Below are 16,597 nucleotides of genomic sequence, written 5' to 3'. Positions count from 1 at the left end.
AGATGTCGCCATTCGACTTGTTTCCGCTCGGAAAGCCGGCCTTCGTCAGCCATCCAATCGATCGCGCCGCCCATCTGCGCTTCCATGATGACAAGCTGATCGCCTTCGAGAGCAATCCCTCGACGCGCGCCTATGTCGTGCACCGCGATTCGCTGGTGCTGAAGCGCGACGGCGACCAACTGCGCGCGCTGCTGTCGATCGACGAGGCGCTGAAGTTCGGCGCCAATCCGGGAACGATCTTCCTCGGGCTGCAGGACGGCGCGGCCGTGTTCGGCATGGGCATCTCGCCGGCCGCCGTCGAAAAGCTCGCCGGGCGCGACGATGTGTCGGTCGCCGAGCTGCGCGGGATGGCGATGCAGGGTGCGCCCCCGGTCGACCAGCTGGCGACGATCGCGATGGCGAAATCCCTGGTGTCCTGGCATCAGCGTCACGGCTTCTGCGCCAATTGCGGCGCCAAGACCGCGATGCGCGAGGGCGGCTGGAAGCGCGAATGCCCGAGCTGCAAGACCGAGCATTTCCCGCGCACCGATCCGGTCGTGATCTCGCTGGTCGCTTCCGGCGACAAGTGCCTGCTCGGGCGGCAGAAGCAGTTTCCGGCCGGCATGTATTCCTGCCTCGCCGGCTTCGTCGAGGCGGCCGAGACGATCGAGGACGCCGTCCGGCGCGAGGTGTTCGAAGAATCCGGCATTCGCTGCACCGACGTGACTTACTACATGACCCAGCCCTGGCCCTACCCGTCGTCGCTGATGATCGGCTGCAGCGCCCGGGCGCTCAACGAAGACATCGTCATCGACCGTAACGAGCTCGAGGACGTGCGCTGGTTCAGCCGCGACGAGGCCCGGCAGATGCTGGTGCGGCAGCATCCGGATGGCTTGGCGGGACCGCATCCGTTCGCCATTGCTCATCATCTGGTCGGTCGCTGGCTGAAAGAGAACGACGAGCGGTAGCAGGAAACCAGCCCATCCCTCCGCGGAAACGGCCAGACCCGTCCGCAAAGGGCTGAACGGCCGATCCTTGCCTTGGAACGATTTTCTCTATATGAGGGTTTTATAGCCTTCATATGGAACAAGTTTCTCCATGACCGATGTCGCCGCCCAGGGCTCCGAGGCCAATCGCCGGCTCGATGCCATCGACCGCAAGATTCTGATGGTCCTGCAGGAGGACGCTTCGCTGTCCGTAGCCGAGATCGGCGACCGGGTCGGACTGTCGTCGACACCGTGCTGGAAGCGCATCCAGCGGCTGGAGGCCGATGGCGTGATCCTGCGCCGGGTGGCCCTGGTCGATCAGAACAAGATCGGGCTCGGCATCTCCGTGTTCGTGTCGGTGGAGAGCGCCGACCATTCCGAGGCCTGGCTGCGCAAATTCGCCGAAGCGGTCAGCTCGATGCCGGAGGTGATGGAGTTCTACCGGATGGCCGGCGACGTCGACTACATGCTGCGCGTCGTCGTTGCGGACATGCAGAGCTACGATGTCTTCTACAAGAAGCTGATCAGCGCGGTGCCCCTCAAGAACGTCACCTCGCGCTTCGCCATGGAGAAGATCAAGTCGGTCACGGCGCTGCCGGTGCCGCCGGTCTGAGCCGAGCATTCCGGGCAGCTTCGACGTTGCAGCGCTAGCGTCCCGAACCTCGGTCGTCATCCCTAACGAACGTTTACCGGAAGTTATTCCCATCCCTCTATTCTTGGATGCGATGACGTCCGGTGCAACCATACCTCCGTCTTCGCGCGCCTGGCTCAATGCCACGGCACTCCTGATCGCGAGCTTTGTCGCGGTTGCTGCGCTGTCACTCCAAGTGCGCATGGGGAGCGAAATCGTGGCCGTCGCTTTCCCACCTTGGTGGAGCGCGCAACAGGCGATGCTCGCCGCGGCCTCGGCTGACGCCGCTCTCGTGCGCACGACAACCGTTTCATCGCTGCTGGTCGTCCGTCCCGGCGAACACGACGGCTTGGCGCGGCTGCGCGAGGCCGGAGCCTGGCTCGTCATCGATCCGCAGGCGGTGTCCGCCTGCTTTGCAAAATGATCTCTTTGGGGGAATAGGAAATGACCGTCGAGACCAGCGATCTGGCAACCCTCCGGCACACGACCAGCAAGCTTCTGCTGGCGGTGCTCTGGGTTCACGTTCCGCTCTCCCTCATCATCGGGCTGTCGCGTGGCGACTGGTTGATGCCGACCATGCTCATGGTCGTCATGGCAGTGGTGGCAACCCTTTCCTGGCGCAGCGCCGGCGACACTTTGTCGACCCAGCTCACGGTCGCAGTCGCCGTCATGGGCGGCGTATCCGTGCTTGTCTACCAGATGTCCGGACATGCCTGGCAGATCGACATGCACATGTATTTTTTCGCCGCGCTCGCCTGTCTGGTCGCATATTGCGACTACCGGCCGATCCTGGCCGGCACCGTCGCCGTCGCGCTTCACCATCTGGTCCTGAACTTCGTCTTTCCTGCAGCGATCTACCCGGGCGGCGCTGATTTCGGCCGCGTTGTGCTGCATGCGGTCATCCTGCTGATCGAGGCCGGCGTTCTCATCGCCCTCGCGCTCAAGCTGACGCAGTTGTTCGAAACCAGCGCGCGCAAGACCGCGGAAGCCGAATCGGCGATCGCTGCCGAGGCGCGCGCCAACGCCGAGCGGTTCGAGGCCGAGCAACGCGTCAAACAGCAGACCGATCTTGCCCGGCGCGAACTGGCAGAGGGTTTCGAGCGCAAGATCGGCGGCATCGTCGAGGCGGTGGCCGTCGCCGCCAACGAGATGCAGAGCCTGTCCTCGTCGATGAGCCGGAGCAGCGCCGAGTCCTCGCGCCAGACGTCGGCCGCGGCCGGCGCCTCGCAGCAGGCGTCGACCAATGTCGAGACGGTCGCTGCAGCAACGGAAGAGCTGACGGCGTCGATCAACAACATCTCACAGCAGGTGACGCGCTCGGCGGAGATCGCCGCGAAAGCGGCGGACGAAGCTCGTCGTACCAACACGGTGGTCGAGAGCCTGGCTGCCGGCACCCAGAAGATCGGCGAGGTGGTGACGCTGATCCAGACGATCGCGAGCCAGACCAACCTGCTGGCGCTGAATGCCACCATCGAGGCGGCGCGCGCTGGCGAGCACGGCAAGGGCTTCGCCGTCGTGGCAAGCGAGGTCAAGGCGCTCGCCAACCAGACCGCGAAGGCCACCGAGGAAATTTCGAGCCAGGTGCAGAGCATCCAGAGCGCCACGGGTGACGCCGTCAGCGCCATCCAGGCGATCGGGGGAACGATTGCCGAGATCGACGAAATTTCCAAGGAGATCGCCACCGCGGTCGAGCAGCAGGGCCTCGCCACCGGAGAAATTTCCGGCAACGTGCAGCAGGCGGCCGAAGGCACGCGGCTTGTCAGCCAAAGCATGGGCAGCGTGACCCGTGCCTCCGACGAGACCGGCAGCGCCGCGTCCCGGCTGCTGGAGTCGGCGAACGGACTATCCTCGCAATCCACCCGGCTCAAATCCGAGGTCGATCAGTTCCTGAGCTCCCTGAGGGCCGCATGATGCCGTCGAATATCATGGGATCAGCGCGAGCATCGGCCCTAGCGCGACATCATCAACGCGGCCTCAGATCGTCTGGTTGTAGGCGCCGACTTCGGGATGCGTCCGCAGCACCTCGTTGACCGCCTCGAACATGTCGTGCATGCGCCGCTCGGACACCGGGCTTTCGACCACCACCACGAGCTCGGGCTTGTTGGATGACGCTCGCACCAGGCCCCAGCTGCCGTCCTCGACCGTGACGCGGACGCCGTTGACGGTGACGAGATCGCGGATCGGCTGCCCCGCCACCTTGCCGCCCTGCTGCTGCAGCGCCTGGAAGTGCCTGACGACGGCGTCGGCGACGCCGTATTTGACCTCGTCGCCACAATGCGGCGACATGGTCGGCGACGACCAGGTCTTCGGCAGCGCGTCCTTCAGGTCGGCCATCGATTTTCCGGGCGCGCGATCGAGCATCTCGCAGATCGCGATCGCCGAGACCAGACCATCGTCATAGCCGCGACCGAATGGCTTGTTGAAGAAGAAGTGGCCGGATTTCTCGAAACCGGCGAGCGCGCCGAGCTCGTTGGTGCGGCGCTTCATGTAGGAGTGGCCGGTCTTCCAATAGACCGTGTTCGCGCCCTGCGCCTGCAGCACCGGATCGGTCATGAACAGCCCGGTCGATTTCACGTCGACGACGAACTGCGCATTCTTGTGGATCGCCGACATGTCGCGCGCCAGCATCACGCCGACCTTGTCGGCAAAAATCTCCTCGCCGGTGTTGTCGACCACGCCGCAGCGGTCGCCGTCGCCATCAAATCCGAGACCGACATCGGCCTCGTGCGCGAGCACGGCATCGCGGATGGCGTGCAGCATCTCCATGTCTTCGGGATTGGGATTGTATTTCGGGAAGGTGTGATCGAGCTCGGTGTCGAGCGGGATCACCTCGCAGCCGATCGCCTCCAGCACCTGCGGCGCGAACGCGCCCGCGGTGCCGTTGCCGCAGGCCGCGACCACCTTGAGCCTGCGCTTGAGCTTGGGCCGGCTGGTGAGGTCGGCGATGTAGCGCGCCGGATAATTCTCGTGAAATTGGTAGGAGCCGCCACCGCCGTTCTTGAACTCGGCGTTGAGCACGATCTCCTTCAGCCGGGTCATCTCCTCGGGCCCGAAGGTGAGCGGACGGTTGGCGCCCATCTTCACGCCGGTCCAGCCGTTGTCATTGTGCGAGGCGGTCACCATGGCGACGCAGGGCACGTCGAGATCGAACTGCGCGAAATAGGCCATCGGCGTCACCGCGAGGCCGACGTCATGCACCTTGCAGCCGGCGGCCATCAGGCCCGAAATCAGGGCGTATTTGATCGAGGCGGAGTAGCCGCGGAAATCGTGCCCGGTCACGATCTCCTGCTTCACGCCGCGTTCGGCGATCAGCGCGCCCAGCCCCATGCCGAGCGCCTGCACCCCCATCAAATTGATCTCCTTGTTGAACAGCCAGCGCGCGTCATATTCGCGGAAGCCCGTCGGCTTCACCATCGGCTCGGATTCGAAGGCGTAGGTATTGGGAACCAGGACGGGCTTGGGTTTCGGAAACATCAGGAGACGGCCTCGGCAATATCACATCAATGGAAGAAGGCATTCGTGCTTAGCACGACGTCAGACAGCAGTGTCAGAAGGCAGAGGAATGCAGGCAACAATCGGGCAGGACCGCTCGCGCAGGCCACCAGAGGAACTATTCAATGACTGCGACTCGGGATCGGCCTGCCTGCCGGTATATGGGGGCCGGTAACGCGCGAAACAACATTCCGCCTCGGTGCAGCCTACTGCTCCAGCACCATCTGGCCGTTGGCGTAGGCGAAACGCTTCAGCTTGGACAGGAACGACAGGCCAAGCAGATTCTCCGACAGCGCCGTATCGGGCAGCACCAGGGCATCGACGTCACGCACGGTGAGCTCGCCGAGCTCGACCATCGCAAGCTTGGCCCGGGCGGCCTTCACGGTGCCGTTCGCCGTGGTCACGGTGGCGGTGTAGTCGCCGCGCGCCGGACGCAGGCCGAAACGGGCGGCCGAACTCTCGTTCAGCGCGACCATCGAGGCGCCGGTATCGACCATGAAGCTGATGCGCTGGCCGTCGATGCGGCCGTCGGCGCGGAAGTGACCGCGGCGGTCGGTCGGAATGCTCAGGCTGCGCTGGCCCGCAGCAGACGGTTCCGCCGTGGCAACCCGCGCGGACGGCGTCGCGGATGCCGACGCGGGGGTCAGGCGATCGGCCAGTTGCGCCATGAAGGTGCCGAGACCGACGAGAACGGCCGCGAAGATCATTATGTTACGCATGACGCAAACGCCCGACTTTACCCCGCAACCGATTTGACCATCAAAGCCGCTGACGGGCGACTGCGAGCGACCGGCTGCCGCCGCCATTTTGGCGAAAACGATGAGCGAAGCGTTAACGACGCGACAGCGGCGGTACAATTTGCATGAGCTACGTCCCCCGCGGCTTGGCCCGCCGGGTCGGCTCGGCATGGGCCGGATCGTCGGGCCAAGGATGGCGCGGATAGCGGCCGCGCAGGTCGGTGCGGACCGCGGCATAGGAGCCGCGCCAGAAGCCGGGCAGATCGCGCGTCACCTGCACCGGCCGCTGCGCCGGCGACAGCAGCTCCAGCACCAGGGGCACCGCGCCGCGCGCGATCGAGGGATGGACGTTCAGGCCGAACAGCTCCTGCAGCCGCACAGCGATGGTGGGCCCCTGCTCGGCCTCGTAGTCGATCGCCAGCATGGTGCCTGTCGGCGCCTCGAAATGGGTCGGCGCCTCCCGGTCGAGCCGGGCGCGGAGATCCCAGGGCAGCAGCGCCATCACGGCGTCGGAGACGTCTCCGGGCGATATGTCCTTGTGCGAGGTCTTGTCGGCCAGCAGCGGCACCAGCCAGTCCTCGCGCCGCTCGGCGAGGCCCGCATCCGACAGGTCCGGCCAACTGTCGCCTTCCGCCTTGCGCAGGAAGGTAACGCGATCGCGCCATTGCCGGGCGGCCTTCGACCATGGCAGCCTGTCAAGGCCCGCGGCGCAGATGCCATCGGCGAAGATGCGCGCGGTCTCCTCTGACGGCGTCAGCGCGACCGGCGCATCGGCCATGGTGATCGCGTGCAGCTTGCGTCGGCGCCGCGCCCGCAGCGCCATCGCGTTTTGATCGAAGCTGACCTCGTCTCTCGCTTCGATATGCGCAGCAAAATGCCGCTCGATATCCTCGATCGCCAGCGGCGCCGCCAGCAGGATGCGGCCGCTGGCCGCCGTTCCCGTCAGCTCACCGACCGCGATATAGGGTACGCGCGCCAGCGACGAGGTCGGCTCGACCGCGGCGCCGCGGCCATTGGCGAGCACGAAGCTGGCATTGCCGCGGTTGCGCGCGACCCGGTCCGGAAAGGCAAAGGCGAGCATCAAGCCGGTGCTGAGCTGCCCTTGCACTTGCGGGGAGGAAGCCGCCCCGACCTGCTGCGCCCAGCGCCGTGCCATGTCACGCGCACTCTGCGCCCGTTGCGAGCGGTCGCGACGGAACTGATCGAGCCTGACCTCGAGGTCAACGCTGTCGCCGCCGAGCCCGCGCTCGGTCAGAATGGCGGCGATGTCGGCGGCCTGCGCGGCGGCGCCATAATCAGCGGCGTCGACGATCATGCGGGCGAGCCGCGGCGGCAGCGCCAGTGCCCGCAGGCGGCGGCCCTCGTCGGTGAGGCGACCTTCTTCGTCGAGAGCGTCGATCTCGCGCAGCAGATCACGCGCCTCCTTCCAAGCCGGTTGCGGCGGCGGATCGAGGAAGCTCAGCGCGGAGGGGTCACTGACACCCCATTGCGCCAGATCGAGCACCAGCGAGGACAGGTCGGCGCTGAGAATTTCCGGCTGCGTATAGGCCGCCAGAGAGGCCGTCTGCGGCTCGTCCCATAACCGGTAGCAGACACCAGGCTCGGTGCGGCCGGCGCGGCCGCGGCGCTGATCGACGGCGGCGCGCGAAGCCCGCACCGTCTCCAGCCGTGTCAGGCCGATGTCCGGCTCGTAGCGCGGCACCCGGGCGAGCCCGGAATCGACCACGATGCGGACGCCTTCGATGGTCAGCGAAGTCTCGGCAATCGAGGTCGCCAGCACCACCTTGCGCTGCCCTTTTGGGGCGGGCGAGATGGCTCGATCCTGCACGGCGGCATCGAGCGCACCAAACAGCGGCACGATCTCAACGCTGGCATCGTGGACGCGCTCGGCGAGCATGGTCTGGGTGCGCCGGATTTCGGCGGCGCCCGGCAGGAAGGCGAGCACGGAGCCGGCATCGGCGCGCAGCGCGCTGGCGATGGTTTCGGCCATCTGGCGCTCGACGGGCGCATCCGGCTTGCGGCCGACATAGCGGGTCTCGACCGGATAGGCGCGGCCCTCGCTCTCGACCACCGGTGCATTGCCGAGCAGGCTGGCGACGCGGGCGCCGTCGAGCGTCGCCGACATCACGAGAATGCGGAGATCCTCGCGCAGCCCCTGCTGCGCGTCGCGCGCCAAAGCGAGGCCGAGATCAGCATCGAGCGAGCGCTCGTGGAATTCGTCGAACAGCACGGCGGCGACGCCGGTCAGTTCGGGATCATCGAGGATCTGCCGGGTGAAGATGCCCTCGGTGACGACCTCGATGCGGGTCGCGCGCGACACCTTCGAGCCGAAGCGGACGCGATAGCCGACGGTGTCGCCAGCGCGCTCGCCGAGCGATTTGGCCATCCGCTCGGCGCTGGCGCGGGCCGCGATCCGGCGGGGCTCCAGCACGATGATCTTCTTAGTTCCGACCCACGGCGCATCACGCAGGGCCAGCGGCACCCGCGTGGTCTTGCCGGCGCCGGGCGGCGCCACCAGCACGGCGGTGTTGCTGCGCTCGAGCGTGCCGGACAGGTCGTCCAGCACGGCGTCGATGGGCAGCGGTGTGTCGAAGCGAAGGGGCAATAGCAGTAACCCGTCATCACCCGCGAAGGCGGGTGATCCAGTAAGCGCAAATCTCGCGGATCACGAAGATCGGGCTTACTGGATACCCCGCCTGCGCGGGGTATGACAATGCCATGTCAACCGCCCTTCACCGACGGCCTGCCGACGCTCTCGTAGACGAAGCCGTGAGCGGCCATCTCGTCGGGGCGGTAGACGTTGCGCAGGTCGACGACGACCGGATGGGCCATCACCTCCTTGAGGCGATCGAGATCCATGGCGCGGTACTGCACCCATTCGGTCACCAGCACGATCGCATCGGCGCCCGTCGCGCACTCATAGGGATCGTCGAAATAGGCGATCTCCGGCAGCTCCTTCTTGGCCTGCTCGATGCCGACCGGATCATGCGCGCGCACCTTGGCGCCCATGTCGAGCAGCCCGGTCACCAGCGGGATCGACGGCGCCTCGCGCATGTCGTCGGTCTCCGGCTTGAAGGTGAGGCCGAGCACCGCCACCGTCTTGCCGCGCAGATTGCCGCCGACCGCATGCGCGACCTTGCGCGCCATCGCGCGCTTGCGGTTGTCGTTGACGGCCAGCACCGATTCGACGATGCGCAGCTGCGTGTCGTAGTCCTGCGCGATCTTGATCAGCGCGCGCGTATCCTTCGGAAAGCACGAGCCGCCGAAGCCCGGACCGGCATGCAGGAACTTGGAGCCGATGCGGTTGTCGAGACCGATGCCGCGCGCCACCTCCTGCACGTCGGCGCCGACCTTCTCGGCGAGATCGGCGACCTCGTTGATGAAGGTGATCTTGGTGGCGAGGAACGCGTTGGCGGCGTATTTGATCAGCTCGGCGGTGCGGCGCTCGGTGTACATCATCGGCGCCTGGTTCAACGACAGCGGGCGATAGATGTCGCCGAGCACCTTGCGGCCGCGCTCGTCCGCGGTGCCGACGACAATGCGATCCGGCCATTTGAAATCGCGGATCGCGGCACCTTCGCGCAGGAATTCCGGATTGGAGGCGACGACGACATCGGCCGTCGGATTGGTCTCGCGGATGATGCGCTCGACCTCGTCGCCGGTGCCGACCGGCACCGTCGACTTCGTCACGACCACGGTGAAGCCGGTGAGCGAGGCTGCGATCTCGCGCGCGGCGGCATAGACGTAGGTGAGGTCGGCGTGACCGTCGCCGCGTCGCGACGGCGTACCAACCGCGATGAACACGGCGTCGGCCTCCGCAACCGGCTGCTTGAGGTCCGTGGTGAAATCGAGCCGCTTGGCCTTTACGTTGGCCGCGACCAGCGCATCCAGGCCGGGCTCGAAGATCGGGATTTCTCCGCGATGCAGCGCGGCGATCTTGCTCTCGTCCTTGTCCACGCAGGTCACCTGGTGGCCGAAATCGGCGAAGCAGGCACCGGACACCAGACCCACATAGCCCGTGCCGATCATCGCAATTCGCATCGAAACCCATCCTTCAAGGTTAATACTTTCGCGTCTTAAACCATTTGCGGTTCAAGGGGAATTTAGAAAACGGCATGACGTTTGGATGACAAGGAGGAGTATTAACGGCTCTGCCCGACAATGCGGCAGCTCCGCGCCAAAGAGGGACAGCATGACCGCAAATGGTACGCCGAAATCGGCCGGAACCGAGGCGCGCATCGACTGGGTCGACTACGCCAAGGGTATCTGCATCATCATGGTCGTGATGATGCACTCGGTGCTCGGCGTCGAGCTGGCCGCCGGCGAGACCGGCTTCATGCACGCCGTCGTCGCCTTCGCCAAGCCGTTCCGGATGCCCGACTTCTTCCTGATTTCCGGCCTGTTCCTGCCGCTGGTGATCGACCGGGATTGGCGCACCTATATCGACCGCAAGGTCGTGCATTTCGCCTATTTCTACGTGCTGTGGGTGACCATCCAGTTCGGCTTCAAGGCGCCCGGCTTCGCCGCGGCCTCCGGCTGGCAACATGCCGGCTATCTGTATCTCGAATCCTTCGTCGAGCCGTTCGGCACGCTGTGGTTCATCTATCTCCTGCCGATCTTCTTCGTCGTCATCAAACTGACACGAAAGCTGCCGGCGCCGGTGATCTGGGGCATCGCGGCCGGCCTGGAAATGTCGCATATCGTCACTGGCTGGACCGTGATCGACGAATTCTGCGCCCGCTTCGTCTACATCTATTCCGGCTATCTGTTCGCGACCACCATCTTCGCGCTGTCGGACCGCGCGCGGGCGCAGCCGATGCTCGCCATCGTCGGCCTGCTCGCCTGGGCGGTGATCAACCAGTCGCTGGTGAACCTCGGTGTCAGCGAATGGCCGGCGGTGTCGCTCATCCTCGGCTATGCCGGCGCGGTCGCCATCATCATCGCCGGCACGCTGCTGGCGCGCGCGCAACTCCTCAATGCGCTGCGCTTCTGTGGCGAGCATTCGATCGTGATCTACCTCGCCTTCTTCCTGCCCATGGCAGCCACACGTACAGTCCTGCTGAAGACCGGGGTGATCGGGGACATCGGAACGATCTCGCTGCTGGTCACGATCGCCGGCGTGCTCGGCGCGCTCGTGATCTGGCGCCTCGCGCTGCGCGTCGGCGCCCGCTTCCTGTTCGAACGCCCCATCGCGTTCTGGATCGCGCCGCCGAAGCCGAAAGCCGTGTTGCAGCCGGCGGAGTAGCCTCACCGTCAGGGCACCAAAAGCAGCGCGCCACGGCTGCGGCCGCTCTCCAGATCGATATGGGCCTCGACGACCCGCGCCAGCGGATACGCGGTGCCGTGGCCGACGAGATCGCCATCGGCGAGCGCGGCGAGAACCGTCGCTGCATCCCTGCGATAGTCGGCGACATCGTTGACATGGGCCATCACGCTCGGGCGTGCCAGCGACAGGCTGCGGCGCGGCCCCAGCTCCTCGACGGCAAGGCTTGGAATTGGACCGCCGGACTGACCGATGCTGGCGACCGTCCCGAACGGCCTGACGCAGGCGAGCGTCCGCGCAAGCGTCTTGCCGCCGACGCCATCATAGGCGACGTCGACGCCGCGCCCGTCGGTCAATCGCTTCACGGCATCGACAAAGTCAGCATCCCGGCCGACGATCAGATGGCGCGCGCCAGCGGCACGCGCGAGCTCCGCCTTGGCCTCCGAGCTCACCGTGCCGACAACGGTCGCGCCGCGCAGCCGAGCCAGTCGCGTCAGTACCTGGCCGAGCCCGCCGGCGGCACTGTGCACCAACAGCGTCGTTCCGGCTCCGACGGCATAGGTACGATTGAGCAGCATCACCGCGGTGATGCCTTTCAGCAGGGTCGACGCAGCGCTCGCTTCAGACACGGCGTCGGGCAGCGGCATCGCGCGCCAGGCGGGCAGATTTCGCTCCGAGGCATAGGCGCCGACCGGGGCGCCGGCATAGGCGACGCGGTCGCCGACGGACAACTCTGTCACGTCCGCGCCTTTCGCCGTCACGATCCCCGCCCCTTCGACGCCAGGAATTCCATCGGGCAGCGGATAGAGGCCGGTGCGCTGATAGATATCGATGAAGTTCACGCCGATCGCGGTGTGGCGCAGCCGGATCTCGTTGGCGCCCAGCGCCGGCAGCTCAACATTCTCCAGCACCAGATTCTCCGCGCCACCCGGTGCCTTCAGTCGAACGATAGCAACCATGCCCGTCTCCACACATCTTGCCTTGATCCGGACAGTGTGGTCAGCGTTGGCATTCTGCGGAATTGCCCAATTTGGCTCCCCTATTGTGAATATTCGAACATGCGGATCGACTGGACCGACCTTCACCACTTCGTGACGCTGGCCCGCGAGGGCACGCTGTCGGCCGCCGCACGTGGTCTCGGCGTCGATCATGTCACGGTGGCCCGCCGGGTCGCGGCCCTGGAACGGGCCACCGGGCTGAAGCTGGTCGACCGCCGAGCGCGGGCCTATGAGCTGACCGAGGACGGCCGCCGCCTCGCCGCGGCCGCCGGCCCGATGGAGCAGGCCGCGTTCGCGATCGAGCGCGCCGTGGTCGCATCGCGTCCCGGTCTGGCCGGTGAGGTCTCGGTCAGCGCGCCGCCGACGCTCGCCAACAGGCTGATCGCGCCACGGCTGGTCGAGCTGCGCCGACGGCATCCTGCCATCATCATCAAGCTGATCGGCGAGAAGCGCAGCGCCTCGCTCAACCGACGGGAAGCCGACATCGCTTTGCGACTGTCCCGTCCCGACGAGCCCGGCCTGATCGCACGCAAGATCGGCCGCTTCGGCTTCAACCTCTACGGCGCGCCGCACTATCTCAAGGAGACGCCGCAGCATGCGCTCGGATTCATCGCCTATGATGCCAGCATGGACTCGGCACCCCAGCAGCAATGGCTGAAGGCGGTCGCCGGGCAGCGCCCGATCGTGTTTCGGAGCAGCGATCTCGAGAGCCAGGCCGCAGCGGCGCGCGCAGGGCTGGGGCTCGCCGCCCTGCCACATTTTCTCGGCGATCATGATCCCGACCTCACCCGCTTCGAAGCCGGCGCGGCCATCAGCAGGGACATCTGGCTCATCGTTCATCGCGACCTCAGGCGCACGCCCCTCATTCGCGCCGTCATGGAGTTCCTGACCCGCTGCGTCCGACCGGACTGAGGGGCGGAAAAATCCGGTGCGCATGGCGTCGTCACGGCTGTCAATGCGAGCGAAAATCCCTACATTGCGGCCATGCCCAAAGCTCCCCAGAAAGCCGCCGCCACGCCCGCCGCCCCTGTGCCTGCCGCCGCCAAGGGCGCGGCCAACGGCGACCATGTGTTCCTGGTCGACGGCTCGTCCTACATCTTCCGCGCCTATCACGCGCTGCCGCCGCTCAACCGCAAGTCCGACGGGCTGCAGGTCAATGCCGTGCTCGGCTTCTGCAACATGCTGTGGAAGCTGCTGCGCGACATGCCCGAGACCGACCGTCCCACGCATCTGGCCATCGTGTTCGACAAGTCCGAGGTCACGTTCCGCAACAAGATCTACGCCGACTACAAGGCGCACCGGCCGCCGGCGCCCGACGACCTGATCCCGCAATTCGCGCTGATCCGCGAGGCCGTCCGCGCCTTCGACCTGCCGTGCCTGGAGCAGTCGGGCTTCGAGGCGGACGACCTGATCGCGACCTATGCGCGGCTTGCCTGCGAGCGCGGCGCCACCACCACCATCGTGTCCTCCGACAAGGATTTGATGCAGCTCGTCAACGACTGCGTCACGATGTACGACACGATGAAGGACCGCCGCATCGGCATCGCCGAAGTCATCGAGAAGTTCGGCGTGCCGCCGGAGAAGGTGGTCGAGGTGCAGGCGCTGGCCGGCGATTCCACCGACAATGTACCGGGCGTGCCCGGCATCGGCATCAAGACCGCCGCGCAGCTGATCACCGACTATGGCGATCTCGAAGGGCTGCTGACGCGCGCGGGCGAGATCAAGCAGCCGAAGCGGCGCGAGGCGCTGATCGAGAACGCCGAGAAGGCGCGGATCTCGCGCCAACTGGTGCTGCTCGACGACAAGGTCGCGCTCGAGGTGCCGCTCGACGACCTCGCGGTGCACGAGCCGGATCCGCGCAAGCTGATCGCGTTCCTGAAGGCGATGGAGTTCACGACGCTGACGCGCCGCGTCGCCGAGTATTCGCACATCGATCCCGCCGACGTGTCGGCGGATGAGCAGTTGAAGAGTGGCGCGGGCACTGCTGCCTCCGTTCCCTCCTCCCTTGTGGGAGAGGGTCAGGGAGGGGGGCACCCCACCAACGGTGCCTCCGCAGCACCCCTCTCCCCAGCCCTCCCCCACAAGGGGGGAGGGAGCCCTCGCACCGGTGATCCGCGTATCGACAAGTCGGCGATGAGCAAGGGCACGCCGGCGAGCCTCGCGGAATCCAGGGCGGAGGCGGCGAAGAGCGCGCGGATCGATCGCGACAAGTACCGGACGCTGCGTAGCCTCCCAGAGTTGAACACCTGGCTCGCGCGCATCCATGACTTCGGCCGCGTCACTCTCGAGGTCAAGGCCAGCTCGATCGATCCGATGCAGGCTAGCCTGTGCGGCATCGCCCTGGCACTGGCGCCGAATGAGGCCTGCTACATCCCGCTGGCGCATCGCCAGGCCGGCGATGGCGGCGGCCTGTTCGATGCCGGGCTCGCGCCGGACCAAATCAAGGAGAGCGATGCGCTCGCCGCGCTGAAGCCGGTCCTCGAATCCACAGGGCTGCTCAAGATCGGCTACAACATCAAGTTCATCGCCGTGCTGCTGGCGCAGCACGGCATCACGCTGGCGAATGTCGACGACATCCAGCTGATGAGCTACGCGCTCGATGCCGGGCGCGGCTCGCACAAGCTCGAGTCTCTGGCCGAGCACGTGCTCGGCCACGCCGTGCTCGGCGAAAGCGAGCTGATCGGCAGCGGCAAGAACAAGCTGACGTTCGAGCAGGTCGCGATCGACCGGGCCACGGCGCATTCCGCCGAAGCAGCCGATGTCATTCATCGCGTCTGGCGCGTGCTGAAGCCGCGCCTCACGGCCGAGCGCATGACCGCCGTCTACGAGACCTTGGAGCGGCCGCTGGTGCCGGTGCTCGCGCGCATGGAGCGGCGCGGCATCTCGATCGACCGCCAGGTGCTGTCGCGTCTGTCCGGCGATTTCGCCCAGACTGCCGCTAGGGTCGAGGCCGAGTTGCAGGAGCTGGCCGGCGAGCCGATCAATGTCGGCAGCCCCAAGCAGATCGGCGATATCCTGTTCGGCAAGATGGGCCTTTCGGGTGGCACCAAGACCAAGACCGGCGCCTGGTCGACCTCTGCCTCCATCCTCGATGACCTCGCCGAGCAGGGCAACGATTTCGCGCGCAAGATCCTGGAATGGCGCCAGGTCTCGAAGCTGAAATCGACCTATACCGATGCGCTGCCGACCTACGTGAACCCACAGACGCACCGTGTGCACACCACCTACGCGCTGGCCGCGACCACGACGGGGCGGCTGTCGTCGAACGAGCCGAATCTGCAGAACATCCCAGTCCGGACCGAAGACGGCCGCAAGATCCGCCGCGCCTTCATCGCGACGCCGGGCCATAAGCTGGTGTCGGCCGACTACTCGCAGATCGAGTTGCGGCTGTTGGCGGAGATCGCGGACATCCCGGTGCTGAAGCAGGCGTTCAAGGACGGGCTCGACATTCACGCGATGACGGCGTCCGAAATGTTCGGCGTGCCGATCAAGGACATGCCGAGCGAGGTGCGCCGCCGCGCCAAGGCGATCAATTTCGGCATCATCTACGGCATCTCCGCGTTCGGCCTCGCCAACCAGCTCGGCATCGCCCGCGAGGAGGCCTCGGCCTACATCAAGCGCTATTTCGAGCGCTTCCCGGGCATCCGCGCCTACATGGACGAGACCCGCGAGTTCTGTCGCAAGAACGGCTATGTCGTCACGCTGTTCGGCCGCAAATGCCACTACCCGGAGATCAAGGCATCGAACGCCTCGGTCCGTGCCTTCAACGAGCGCGCCGCGATCAACGCGCGACTGCAAGGGACCGCCGCGGACATCATCCGCCGCGCGATGACGCGGGTGGAGGAGGCGCTGGCGCAGAAGAAGCTCTCGGCGCAGATGCTGCTGCAGGTGCATGACGAACTGATCTTCGAGGTGCCCGACGACGAGGTCGCCGCCACCTTGCCGGTGGTGCAGCACGTCATGCAGGACGCCCCCTTCCCCGCCGTGCTGCTCTCGGTGCCGCTGCACGTCGATGCGCGGGCCGCCGACAATTGGGACGAGGCGCATTGAGCTGATCGCGGTGATCTCTGCTTCGTCATCGCGTGCGCCGAAATCCGTCCACGAGCGAGATGACACCCTCCCCTGGAGGGGGAGGGTCGATCGCACGCGAAGCGGGCGAGCGGGGTGGGGTGAGCCGCGGGCGCCGGCGCCTGTGGAGGGATCACCCCACCCCGCCTCCCATTCGCTGCGCTCATGAGAGGCGACCCTCCCCCTCCAGGGGAGGGTCGGCAGTGTGCCTCGCAACGCAGCCCTCATACGCATCCGTTTGATGCTCCCCGATACGATGATCATTGGCTGCAACGCGAGGCGTAGACATGCCTCAGCCTTCTCGCAGCATGATTTGCTCGAGGGATGCATGTCGTTCGCCCTCTGAATTTTGCAAAGGGCGCAGGGAAGGCCGGGCCTCGGCTGAGGCCCGTGGCCCGCCTGCTCAAAAGAATGCAGGCGGCAGGTACCACAGGTCCAGCCGG

The 16,597-nt window shown here is 66.2% G+C and carries 12 protein-coding genes; 7 read left to right on the top strand and 5 right to left on the bottom strand.

Translation table 11 applies throughout. From position 1 onward, the window contains the following. The first annotated feature begins 2 nt into the window (after positions 1–2). From nudC to QW881_RS25690, 4 genes are all read left to right on the top strand, one after another. Entirely contained in the window at positions 3–947 is a 945-nt protein-coding gene (nudC, locus tag QW881_RS25705) for an NAD(+) diphosphatase (RefSeq protein WP_315734953.1), read from the top strand. Positions 948–1,077: 130 nt separating this feature from the next. Then, complete coding sequence (locus tag QW881_RS25700; RefSeq protein ID WP_315715344.1) at positions 1,078–1,578, top strand: Lrp/AsnC family transcriptional regulator; 501 nt, start codon at positions 1,078–1,080, stop codon at positions 1,576–1,578. Positions 1,579–1,690: 112 nt separating this feature from the next. Next, the gene (locus QW881_RS25695) at positions 1,691–2,020 is read left to right on the top strand and encodes a hypothetical protein (protein WP_315753976.1); all 330 of its coding nucleotides are present in this window, start codon (positions 1,691–1,693) and stop codon (positions 2,018–2,020) included. Positions 2,021–2,040: 20 nt separating this feature from the next. Further along, positions 2,041–3,507 (top strand): methyl-accepting chemotaxis protein, encoded by a 1,467-nt coding sequence (locus tag QW881_RS25690; RefSeq protein WP_315753813.1) that lies wholly within the window; start codon positions 2,041–2,043, stop codon positions 3,505–3,507. A gap of 63 nt (positions 3,508–3,570) precedes the next feature. On the opposite strand, the gene QW881_RS25685 is transcribed toward QW881_RS25690, so the two are convergent. The 4 genes from QW881_RS25685 to QW881_RS25670 all read right to left on the bottom strand — a co-directional run bounded on the left by QW881_RS25685 (position 3,571) and on the right by QW881_RS25670 (position 9,866). Next, positions 3,571–5,070 carry a phosphomannomutase/phosphoglucomutase gene (locus QW881_RS25685; protein ID WP_315753815.1) on the bottom strand — a complete coding sequence of 500 codons (1,500 nt, stop codon included), beginning with the start codon at positions 5,068–5,070 and terminating at the stop codon, positions 3,571–3,573. Positions 5,071–5,294: 224 nt separating this feature from the next. Further along, the gene (locus QW881_RS25680; protein WP_315753978.1) at positions 5,295–5,795 is read right to left on the bottom strand and encodes a TIGR02281 family clan AA aspartic protease; all 501 of its coding nucleotides are present in this window, start codon (positions 5,793–5,795) and stop codon (positions 5,295–5,297) included. Between the two features lie 160 nt (positions 5,796–5,955). After that, entirely contained in the window at positions 5,956–8,430 is a 2,475-nt protein-coding gene (hrpB, locus tag QW881_RS25675; protein WP_315753817.1) for an ATP-dependent helicase HrpB, read from the bottom strand. A 116-nt stretch (positions 8,431–8,546) separates the two neighbouring features. Then, complete coding sequence (locus QW881_RS25670; RefSeq protein ID WP_315753819.1) at positions 8,547–9,866, bottom strand: UDP-glucose/GDP-mannose dehydrogenase family protein; 1,320 nt, start codon at positions 9,864–9,866, stop codon at positions 8,547–8,549. 151 nt (positions 9,867–10,017) lie between these two features. Here QW881_RS25670 and QW881_RS25665 point away from each other — a divergent pair, with 151 nt between their 5' ends. Beyond that, a complete protein-coding gene (locus QW881_RS25665) occupies positions 10,018–11,070 on the top strand; it encodes an acyltransferase family protein (RefSeq protein WP_315753821.1) in 1,053 nt (350 codons plus the stop codon). Positions 11,071–11,078: 8 nt separating this feature from the next. Here the strand turns inward: QW881_RS25665 and QW881_RS25660 are convergent, their stop codons facing one another. Next, positions 11,079–12,047, bottom strand: a complete 969-nt coding sequence (locus tag QW881_RS25660; RefSeq protein WP_315753823.1) for a quinone oxidoreductase — start codon at positions 12,045–12,047, stop codon at positions 11,079–11,081. A 99-nt stretch (positions 12,048–12,146) separates the two neighbouring features. On the opposite strand from QW881_RS25660, the gene QW881_RS25655 reads away from it, so the two are divergent. Both QW881_RS25655 and polA read left to right on the top strand, forming a co-directional pair. Next, positions 12,147–12,998: a LysR family transcriptional regulator gene (locus QW881_RS25655; protein ID WP_315753825.1), complete on the top strand. Its 852-nt coding sequence runs from the start codon at positions 12,147–12,149 to the stop codon at positions 12,996–12,998. A gap of 72 nt (positions 12,999–13,070) precedes the next feature. Next, positions 13,071–16,136 (top strand): DNA polymerase I, encoded by a 3,066-nt coding sequence (polA, locus tag QW881_RS25650; RefSeq protein WP_315753827.1) that lies wholly within the window; start codon positions 13,071–13,073, stop codon positions 16,134–16,136. The last annotated feature ends 461 nt before the right edge of the window (positions 16,137–16,597 follow it).

The sequence above is a fragment of the Bradyrhizobium sp. SZCCHNS3016 genome, assembly GCF_032484535.1.
Lineage (GTDB): Bacteria > Pseudomonadota > Alphaproteobacteria > Rhizobiales > Xanthobacteraceae > Bradyrhizobium.
The sequence above is the reverse complement of the archived record's forward strand: the minus strand, read 5'-3'. Positions and strand labels throughout refer to the sequence as shown.

Bases quoted from the DNA above. Each gene is read 5' to 3' on its own strand.
- nudC (WP_315734953.1), top strand. From the start codon at position 3: ATGTCGCCATTCGACTTGTTTCCGCTCGGAAAGCCGGCCTTCGTCAGC.
- QW881_RS25700 (WP_315715344.1), top strand. From the start codon at position 1,078: ATGACCGATGTCGCCGCCCAGGGCTCCGAGGCCAATCGCCGGCTCGAT.
- QW881_RS25695 (WP_315753976.1), top strand. From the start codon at position 1,691: ATGACGTCCGGTGCAACCATACCTCCGTCTTCGCGCGCCTGGCTCAAT.
- QW881_RS25690 (WP_315753813.1), top strand. From the start codon at position 2,041: ATGACCGTCGAGACCAGCGATCTGGCAACCCTCCGGCACACGACCAGC.
- QW881_RS25685 (WP_315753815.1), bottom strand. From the start codon at position 5,070: ATGTTTCCGAAACCCAAGCCCGTCCTGGTTCCCAATACCTACGCCTTC.
- QW881_RS25680 (WP_315753978.1), bottom strand. From the start codon at position 5,795: ATGATCTTCGCGGCCGTTCTCGTCGGTCTCGGCACCTTCATGGCGCAA.
- QW881_RS25670 (WP_315753819.1), bottom strand. From the start codon at position 9,866: ATGCGAATTGCGATGATCGGCACGGGCTATGTGGGTCTGGTGTCCGGT.
- QW881_RS25665 (WP_315753821.1), top strand. From the start codon at position 10,018: ATGACCGCAAATGGTACGCCGAAATCGGCCGGAACCGAGGCGCGCATC.
- QW881_RS25660 (WP_315753823.1), bottom strand. From the start codon at position 12,047: ATGGTTGCTATCGTTCGACTGAAGGCACCGGGTGGCGCGGAGAATCTG.
- QW881_RS25655 (WP_315753825.1), top strand. From the start codon at position 12,147: ATGCGGATCGACTGGACCGACCTTCACCACTTCGTGACGCTGGCCCGC.
- polA (WP_315753827.1), top strand. From the start codon at position 13,071: ATGCCCAAAGCTCCCCAGAAAGCCGCCGCCACGCCCGCCGCCCCTGTG.